The 8648-nt window shown below is 57.6% G+C and carries 7 protein-coding genes and 1 pseudogene; 1 reads left to right on the plus strand and 7 read right to left on the minus strand.

What is annotated here, in order from left to right; translation table 11 throughout:
- From Q1J43_RS00340 to pyk, 7 genes are all read right to left on the minus strand, one after another.
- Positions 1–194, minus strand: a 194-nt coding sequence (locus Q1J43_RS00340; protein WP_301100292.1) for a hypothetical protein, incomplete at its 3' end; no start/stop codon positions are given.
- Between the two features lie 244 nt (positions 195–438).
- Positions 439–948 (minus strand): glutaredoxin family protein, encoded by a 510-nt coding sequence (locus Q1J43_RS00345; protein ID WP_301100293.1) that lies wholly within the window; start codon positions 946–948, stop codon positions 439–441.
- A gap of 16 nt (positions 949–964) precedes the next feature.
- The gene (locus Q1J43_RS00350) at positions 965–3022 is read right to left on the minus strand and encodes a M3 family metallopeptidase (RefSeq protein ID WP_301100294.1); all 2058 of its coding nucleotides are present in this window, start codon (positions 3020–3022) and stop codon (positions 965–967) included.
- Between the two features lie 64 nt (positions 3023–3086).
- Positions 3087–3860, minus strand: a complete 774-nt coding sequence (locus tag Q1J43_RS00355) for a DUF2189 domain-containing protein (RefSeq protein ID WP_301100295.1) — start codon at positions 3858–3860, stop codon at positions 3087–3089.
- Between the two features lie 56 nt (positions 3861–3916).
- A complete protein-coding gene (locus Q1J43_RS00360; RefSeq protein ID WP_301100296.1) occupies positions 3917–4855 on the minus strand; it encodes a phosphoribosylaminoimidazolesuccinocarboxamide synthase in 939 nt (312 codons plus the stop codon).
- Positions 4856–4928: 73 nt separating this feature from the next.
- Positions 4929–6248 carry a DUF3422 domain-containing protein gene (locus Q1J43_RS00365; RefSeq protein ID WP_301100297.1) on the minus strand — a complete coding sequence of 440 codons (1320 nt, stop codon included), beginning with the start codon at positions 6246–6248 and terminating at the stop codon, positions 4929–4931.
- Between the two features lie 156 nt (positions 6249–6404).
- Positions 6405–7844: a pyruvate kinase gene (gene pyk / locus Q1J43_RS00370; protein WP_301100298.1), complete on the minus strand. Its 1440-nt coding sequence runs from the start codon at positions 7842–7844 to the stop codon at positions 6405–6407.
- Positions 7845–8045: 201 nt separating this feature from the next.
- On the opposite strand from pyk, the pseudogene Q1J43_RS00375 reads away from it, so the two are divergent.
- A pseudogene (locus Q1J43_RS00375) lies at positions 8046–8461 on the plus strand (transposase); the annotation flags it as partial.
- Between the last annotated feature and the right edge of the window lie 187 nt (positions 8462–8648).

Below are 8648 nucleotides of genomic sequence, written 5' to 3' on the forward strand. Positions count from 1 at the left end.
ACGCGCGGTTCCAGCGCTTCGAAGCGGATCGCCGGCATCTGCGGCGCGCGCGGCGCCGGTCGAGCCGCCGCCTGCCCCGGTCGCGCCTGCCACTGCGCAGGACCAAAGGTCCGCAGCAGGGCCGACATCAGCGGCGACAGGGTCAGGTTGCGAAGACGGTCTGGACGATCGTTCTTGTCGATGGCGTTGCGCATGGAAATGCTCCTTGAGGTTACCGGTCACCGGCCCGATGCAGGACGGCCTGGTTACACACTCAAGTTCCGTGCCAGAATCATACCCTTTGAAAACAGGGGGGCGTGGGAGGCGCGGTGAGACAAGACGGACATAAATCGTCACATTGCGACCGTATTTTGTCACGATGTGTGTCGCGTTCGTCGTGCGGGGCTACGAAGGAAGCTTGTCCTGGGTGGGGGTTTTTACGTTAACACGTCGCCAGCTTTATTTGGCAAAGGCGCCTGAGGGCTTGGCACCATAGGGCGCTGTTTTCGGATAGCCGGCAAGGTCGAGTAGATTGTTCCAAGCGCTATATTCCAGCCCTTTTAAACTTTGCCGTCCGACGAAGAGAGTGGGTACGGTGGCTTCGCCGTCCAATTTTTTGGCCAGTTCGGCCAGTTCCTCATCATTTTTTAGCATGTTTTCGGTGAACGGAATGCCGCGTCCGTTGAGTAGTCCGCGTGCCTGTTTGCACGCTTCGACGCAGTTGGCGGTGGTGTATAGCGTGACCGGGAATTTTTCAGCCGCCTGACGTGTGGTGTAGGGCAACTGCTGGTCATCAAAACGCTCTTCGCCGGTCATCTTGACGACTTGTTTGGCACCGGCTGGCGGTGCCTGGTCGGAGTAGACGGTCAGTCCAGTATCCTTGTCGATCCAGCGATAGGTGGTCTGTGCGCTGGCGACTGTTGCCGTCAGCAAGGCGGCGCTAAGTAGAACGATGTGCAGTTTGAACATGGTTTGATCCTCCGTATTACGCCAAAATCATACCACTGTGCCGGAGTAGCGCATCGACCTGTGGTTCGCGACCGCGGAAGGCACGGAAGTTGTCGAGTGCTGCACGGGTGCCGCCGACGGCAATAATTTCGTCCAGAAAACGCTCGCCGGTAGTCGCATCGAAGGGATTGCCGGCCTCCTCAAAGGCGGCATAGCAGTCGGCAGAAAGTACCTCGGCCCATTTGTAGCTGAAGTAACCGGCGCCATAGCCGCCAGAAAAAATATGGGAAAAACTGTTCGGGAATCGATTCCAATCGGGCGGTACGATGACGGCGACCTCGTGTCGGACTTCGGCGAGAAGATCAAGTATGCTGCCGCCATCACGCTCAGTCGGATCGAAGTCGGAGTGCAGAAGCAGATCGAACAAGGAGAATTCGATCTGGCGGACGTTCTGCAAACCGCTTTGGAAATTCCTGGCGGCCAGCATTTTGTCGAACAGTGCGCGCGGCAGGGGGGCGCCGGTGTCGACATGCGCTGTCATTTCCTGCAGTACGCTCCACTCCCAGCAATAATTTTCCATGAACTGCGAGGGGAGTTCGACAGCGTCCCATTCGACGCCGTGGATGCCTGAAACGCCAAGCTCGTCGACGCGTGTCAGCAGGTGATGCAGGCCGTGGCCGGTTTCGTGAAAGAGGGTGCTGACTTCGTCGTGCGTAAAGGTCGCCGCTTTGCTGCCCACCGGGCGCGAGAAGTTGCAATTGAGGTAGGCGACCGGTGTCTGGATGCTGTCGATCGCCTTTCCCGCTACTCTGCGGCGGTTGATCGCCTCGTCCATCCAGGCGCCGCCACGCTTGGTTTCGCGGGAGTAGAGGTCGAGGTAGAACTGGCCGATCAGTTTGCCCTCAGGCGTTTCGACGCGGAAGAAACGCACGTCTTCATGCCAGACCGGCGCGCTATCGGGTTTGAGACGAACACCGAACAGTGTTTCGACAACGTGAAAAAGGCCAGACAATACTTTTGCTTCTGTAAAGTATTGCTTTACATCCTGTTCGGAGAAGGCGTAGCGCGCTTGCAGCAGCTTTTCCGAAGCGTAACCGATATCCCAGGCCTCAAGCGTTTCAATGCCAAGTTCCAGCCGGGCGAATTCGCTCAGTTCGGCGATGTCTCTTTGCGCAAAGGGTCTGGCCTTGACCGCCAAGTCGCGCAGGAAGGCGAGCACTTGCGGGATTGATTCGGCCATCTTGGGAACCAGCGAGACTTCGGCATAATTGTTGTAGCCGAGCAACTGCGCTTCTTCGCGGCGCAATTCAAGAATGCGCAGGATGAGTGCGGTGTTGTCCAGTTCGGGTGGGCCAAATTCGGACGCGCGGGTGGCATAGGCGCGATACATCACGGCGCGCAACGGCCGATGGTCAGCGTATTGCATCACGGGCAGATAGGAGGGCATGTGCAGGCTGAATTTCCAGCCCGGCTTGCCGTCCGTTTCAGCCGCTTCGCGCGCCACCTGGCAGACGTCCTTCGGTAGCCCGGCGATTTGATTTTCGTCGGTAACGATCTCGGAAAAGGAGTTGGTTGCATCCAGCAGGTTTTCCGAAAACTTGGCCGAGAGGCTCGCCAGTTCTTCTGAAATTGCCTGGAATCGGGGCTTTTTGTCTTCCGGAAGCTCTGCGCCGGAGAGGCGGAAGTCGCGGATTTCATTGTCAATGATCTTGCGTTGTGCTGTCGATAGGCAGGCGTATTCTTCACCATCACCGATCGCCTTGTATTTTGCGAAGAGTTGCAGATTTTGGCCGAGAGTGGCAAAGAAACGCGAAACTTCCGGCAACATGTCGTTGTAGGCCTCGCGCCATTCCGGTATGTCATTGACCGAATGCAGGTGGCCAACGATTCCCCAGGCACGGGAGAGTTGCTCAATGCCATCGGCAAGTGGTGCGGCAAAACCGTTCCAGCTGGGCGCTGTCTTGTCGGTGGTGAGACGTTCGACGAGCGCGCGGTTCTCGGCGAGCAGTTGCTTGATGGCGGGTTGGACATCTTCCGGGGTGATGGCATCGAAGCGGGGTAGGCCGGAGAAATCGAGCAGGGCGTTGGTTTTCATGGAATCTCAGTAGTTCAAAAAAGTCGTGGGCGGCTTTAGCCGCCCACGATCAGTATTACGGTCGTCATTCTACAAGGTCGCGGTAGGCATGCCACGATGCGTGACCAAGCAGCGGCATCAAAACAATCAGCCCGAAGAGCAGCGTGGCGAAACCGGCCAGGGTCAGGAGCACCACCAACGCAGCCCATAGCAGCATGCTTGCGGGATTTTGCGCTACGGAGCGCAGGCTGGTCATCATGGCGGTGACGAAGTCGACGTCGCGGTCGATCAACATCGGGATCGACACCACGCTGATGGCAAAGACGAGTATGGCCAGCATGCCGCCAACGAGAAACCAGGCGAGGGTTAATCCGCGATAGTCGGCATTCAAGAGAACATTGGTGACGAAGGCCGCGAGGTCGGGTGTCAACCCCGGTACGAACAGGGCAAAAAACACGGCTGAGGTACGCTCCCAGACGATGGCGACAAGCGCCAGGAGCAGTCCGTACATGGCCATCGACTGGCCGTTGCGGCTCCAGCCGGCAAGCGAATCGAAAAACGTGCTGTGCTGCCCGTCAGCCTGTCGCCGGCTGATTTCGTAGAGACCGCCAGCGAGCAGAGGTGCGATCAGGAAAAAACCGGAAACGGCGACAGTAAAGAGATAGGGGTTGCGCCAGGCGAAGATCAGAATGACGTCGCCGGCGATCGCGAAGAGCAGGCCATAGGCCAAGCTGGCAATCGGGTTGGCCAGCATGTCCTGCATGCTGGACTTGAGCCAGGCCAGCGGGCGGTTCAGCCCGACACGGCGCACCTCCGGCAAGGCAAAGTGCTGGTCAAGCTGGGTTAAAGAGTCTTTCATGATCCCTCTGTTGAGCCGGCGAATGCTGATTTGACTCAATGGAGGGGCGAAGGTTCTCAATCGACAAGTTTCAGCCCGGTCAGCACTTCGTAGGCTTCCACATACTTGGCACGGGTGCGAGCCACGACCTCGGCAGGTAGAGCCGGTCCCGGCGCCTTTTTGTTCCAGTCCAGCGTTTCCAGGTGATCGCGAACAAACTGTTTGTCATAGGACGGTGGATTGCTGCCCTCTCGGTAGCTATCAGCCGGCCAGAAGCGTGAAGAGTCCGGGGTCAGCGCCTCGTCAATCAGGTGCAGTGTGCCGCAGGCGTCGATGCCGAATTCGAACTTGGTGTCGGCAATGATAATGCCCCGCGTTGTGGCGTAGTCGGCGGCAGCCGAGTACAGTGCAATGGCTGCTTCGCGAGCCTGGGCGACCAGCGTAGCGCCGCTTTTCCCCGTGCCGTAGAGGGCGTTGGTGAGCGCCGAACTGCAGTCGGCTTGCGCTTGTGCGTACGAGATGTTTTCGTCGTGATCACCTTGTTCCGCCTTGCTGGACGGCGTGAAAATCGGTGCCGGCAGTTTGGCGGCCAGTTTGAGACCGGCGGGTAGTGTGATGCCACATACGGCGCCCGTGTCCTGGTAGTCTTTCCAGCCGGAACCGATCAGGTAACCGCGCACTACGGCCTCGATCGGCAAGGGCTTGAGGCGCTTGACAACCAGCCCGCGACCGCGCACTTGCTCGCGCTCGTCGGGGCGGACGACGCTTTCCGGATCGATGCCGGTTAGTTGGCTGGGCAGGATGTGCGAGAGCCGGTTAAACCAGAAATTGGCCATCTGGGTAAGAACTTTTCCCTTGTCGGGAATCGGGTCTGGAAGGATGACGTCGAAGGCGGAGAGACGGTCGCTGGTGACAATCAGCAATTTGTCAGCGTCGATCGCATAAATATCGCGTACTTTACCGCGACCCAGAAGTTCTAGGCTGTTGATGGTCGATTCGAATAGGGCTTGAGTCATGGTTCTGAATCCGGAAGCAGTGGGAAGGAGGATTGGGGCTGGAAATTATAGTATAGGACAGATCGATTGCGCATCAATGGCTATCTTCGGCATCATGAGCCAGCGCCTTGCGCATGCGCTTGATGCCAAACAGGGCAAGGACCGCGATCAGGGGAATCGAAACGGCAGTGGCAATTTCTGGGGAAAGAACGGGAAATAGATACTTGGCGCCCTTGGTCAGGTATTGAACAAGTTGCGAGCCATAGTAGGTGATGGCGGCGATCGACAGTCCCTCAACGGTTTCCTGCAAGCGTAGCTGAACTTTTGCCCGGTTGTTCATTTGCGCCAGCAGTTCCTGGTTTTGCCGTTCCAGTTCAATATCGACACGCGTGCGCAGCAACTGACTATTGCGTGCAACACGTTCGGAAAGGTCGTCCTGGCGGTTGGCCATCGCGGCACAGGTGTTCATTGCCGGCAGAAAGCGGCGCTGCATGAATTCGGAGAGTTTCTGATAGCCCGGGACGCGGATCTCGCGCAACTCGTCGATGCGTTGCAGGACGAGGCTGTTATAGGCGCGTGAGGCGCCGAAGCGGAAGGTGGTGCGCGCTACCGAATATTCGACTTCCGAAGCCATTTTCGAAAGATCGGCAAGAACGGTGCGCTCGTCTTCGGGGGAGTTGGCCTGGCTGATGAGATCCATCAATTCGGCGAGGCGACTTTCGGCGCCGTTCAGCCAGCGTCCGACTTCGGTGGCCACCGGCAGGCCGAGCAGTGCCATCATGCGATAGGTTTCGATCTCGAACAGACGTTGAACCGCACGACCAGGCTGGCGGCCGACCATCGTATCGTCGAGAAGCAGGAAGCGTGAGAAGCCGTTGTCGAAAACGAAATCGGTAAATACCCAGGCTGCCCCATTGGCGATCCGGGAGACGACCATTTGCCGCCCGGATGTTGGCGACAGGCCGGCCAGCACCGATTCGGGCGAAACGTCAGCAGTCGAGCGCAACTCGACATGGGTGGCGACGATCAACTTGCCCGGAATGGCCGACAGCCAGTCGGGAAAAACCGAGTCAAGCGCCGTTGTGTCAGGGTGTAGCGGTTCGCCGGCGACCAGCGGGTGAAAGAAGGTGTAGCTCGAATATTCGGTGTGCAATTCCCAGCGCATCTGAAAACTGCCAGCGTCAAACATCAGGTGCGTGGTTGAGTTCTCAATAAATCTGCAGGCGCTCGTCTGGCAGAGACGCAGAACGTTCTCGCGTTCGTCCTCTGCTTTCAAGCCCTCGTGGTGGAAGGCAAGATGCGAGACCAATACGGGGCTGGACAAGGGGATGGGCGCACGGGCGTGGAACTCGCTATTCAGATAAGCTCGCAGCGGATGTTCTTCGATATCGGTAAAATTGAATCTGGCGTGCATGGACGCTCCGGAAAAATGAAAATTACGCCCTCGCTTCGTGGGCGAGTGGGTAAAGTCCAGGGTCGCACTGCCGGGTCAGGCAGTTGTGCAATCAGCGAATGGTTTGGATGAGTTCGCCGTTCTTGTAACACTTAGCATCTTGTCCAACTCAAAGGATCAAATCCTCGGTGCAACGCGATCACCAACGCGAACAATGGTCAGCGTATTGGTTCCGCCGGTGAGGCCCATCTGGTCGCCGTAGGACAGTACGATCAGGTCGCCCTTGACGACGACGCCAGCCTCGATGAGCCGTTGTTCGGCTTCGTAGCGTTGCACGTCGTGGTCATCGTGCGTTTCCTTGATGAGTAGCGGAAATACATCACGATAAAGCGTCATCTTCGATTGCGCCTCGGGTTCATGGGTTAGTGCAAAGATTGGTATTCCGCAGTTCAGACGACTCATCCACAGTGCCGTCGAACCGGACGAGGTTAGCGCGGCGACGGCTTTGACGTTGAGGTGATAGGCGGCAAACAGTGCGGACATGGCGATTGTCTGATCGATACGCGTAAAGATGCGGTCGAGAAAATCGCGGTCAAGCGTGATCAGGGTCGATTTTTCGGCAGCCAGGCAGATGCGTGCCATCGATTCAACGGTTTGCACCGGGTAGTGGCCGGCAGCTGTTTCAGCCGAGAGCATGACTGCGTCAGTCCCGTCGAGCACGGCGTTAGCGACATCCGAGACTTCGGCACGGGTGGGCGTCGGAGCCAGGATCATCGACTCCATCATCTGCGTCGCCGTGATCGCCAGCTTGTTCTTCTCGCGTGCCAGCCGAATCATGCGTTTTTGCAACGCAGGGACGGCAGCATCGCCGACTTCAACAGCAAGGTCACCGCGTGCCACCATCAGGCCGTCCGAAGCGTCGAGTATTTCTTCCAGGGTAGCGACCGCCTCGACCCGTTCGATTTTGGCGATGGTCAGTGCGTGGCCGCCACAGGCCAGCATCAACTGACGCGCCATGTACATGTCGGCCGCACTCTTGGGAAAGGAGACGGCTAGGAAGTCGACGCCGATCTGTGCCGCTGTCCTGATGTCGTCCATGTCCTTGGCGGTTAGCGCTGGAGCGGACAAGCCGCCGCCCTGACGGTTGATTCCCTTGTTATTCGAAAGCTCGCCACCGTGGCGTACTGTGGTGTGGATTTCCTGGCCAATGACACGGTTGACCTCAAGCACAATGCGACCGTCGTCAAGCAGCAGTACATTGCCGGAACCAACGTCGTTGGGCAGGTCCTTGTAGTCAAGGCCGACGCGTTCCCGATTGCCCAGTTCGCATTGGGCATCGAGAATGAACTGATCGCCGGCGTCCAGACTTATTCTGCCTTCGGCGAATTTGCCAACGCGAATCTTCGGACCCTGCAAGTCGGCGAGTATGCCAACCGGGCGACCAACCTTGGCGGCAATTTTTCGTACGCTGGTGGCCAGTGCGATATGGTCTTCCGCCTTGCCGTGCGAAAAATTGAGACGCACGACGTCAACGCCAGCACGGATCAGGGTTTCGAGGACGAGCGGATCGCTTGAAGCGGGGCCGAGGGTGGCGACGATCTTGGTGTGGCGGGACATGAACTTCCTTTGTTATCTGGCAGTTTTTGGTAATAAAACGGCTTGCGAAGCCCGATTTTAGCGTATATCACGCCACTACGCAGGTAATGCCTACGGGGTATGCCAAGGTGATGCTCTCGCTGCGGCAAGACTCTAGCAGCCTGTCGGGCTTTTTCTCGAAATATGCTATAGTCATGACCTGTTGCTTTAATGGACACAGTAATGGCCTTTCAGCCGATAGATCGAGAAACTGACTACTTGCTGGCACCCTCAGTTCAAGACTGGCTGCCCAAAGCGCACTTGGCACGCTACGTGGTTGAAGGGCTGACCTGTCTGCGCTGGAACGGGCCTATGCCGGTCGAGGCAGCGATGCCTACCATCTGGCGACACTGCTATCTTTGCTGATCTACGGTTACGCCACGGGTACATTTCCTAGTCGCAAGATCGAACGGGCGACCTACGACTCACTGGCGTTCCGGTATATCGCCTGCAACCGACATCCGGATCACGACACCATGGCGACGTTCAGGAGGCGCTTTGGCACGGTGAGCCTGGACGGCACCAAGATTCACGCCAATGCCAGCCGACACAGCGCGCTGTCGTATGCGCACGCCGAGAAGATTGAAGCCCATCTTAAAAGCGTGTCAATTTTTTCCGGATCGTGAAAATGCCCACCCGGCGATCTTACTCAGTAGTCGCTAAATAAGTCGACGAATTGGGAACTTGCCACAAGAATGACGTTCATATATTCCATGAAACGAGATGGACGAACTTTTGACCGAAAGACGCTGGAGGAAATTCGGCTGATGGCGGTCGAGCGGGTGC

Origin of the sequence: Propionivibrio sp., from assembly GCF_029255185.1 — a bacterium.
In the GTDB taxonomy this organism is placed as follows: domain Bacteria; phylum Pseudomonadota; class Gammaproteobacteria; order Burkholderiales; family Rhodocyclaceae; genus Propionivibrio.

Excerpts from the sequence above, each read along its gene's own strand:
- Q1J43_RS00350 (WP_301100294.1), bottom strand. The coding sequence starts at position 3,022 with ATGAAAACCAACGCCCTGCTCGATTTCTCCGGCCTACCCCGCTTCGAT.
- Q1J43_RS00365 (WP_301100297.1), bottom strand. The coding sequence starts at position 6,248 with ATGCACGCCAGATTCAATTTTACCGATATCGAAGAACATCCGCTGCGA.
- Q1J43_RS00355 (WP_301100295.1), bottom strand. The coding sequence starts at position 3,860 with ATGAAAGACTCTTTAACCCAGCTTGACCAGCACTTTGCCTTGCCGGAG.
- Q1J43_RS00345 (WP_301100293.1), bottom strand. The coding sequence starts at position 948 with ATGTTCAAACTGCACATCGTTCTACTTAGCGCCGCCTTGCTGACGGCA.
- Q1J43_RS00360 (WP_301100296.1), bottom strand. The coding sequence starts at position 4,855 with ATGACTCAAGCCCTATTCGAATCGACCATCAACAGCCTAGAACTTCTG.
- pyk (WP_301100298.1), bottom strand. The coding sequence starts at position 7,844 with ATGTCCCGCCACACCAAGATCGTCGCCACCCTCGGCCCCGCTTCAAGC.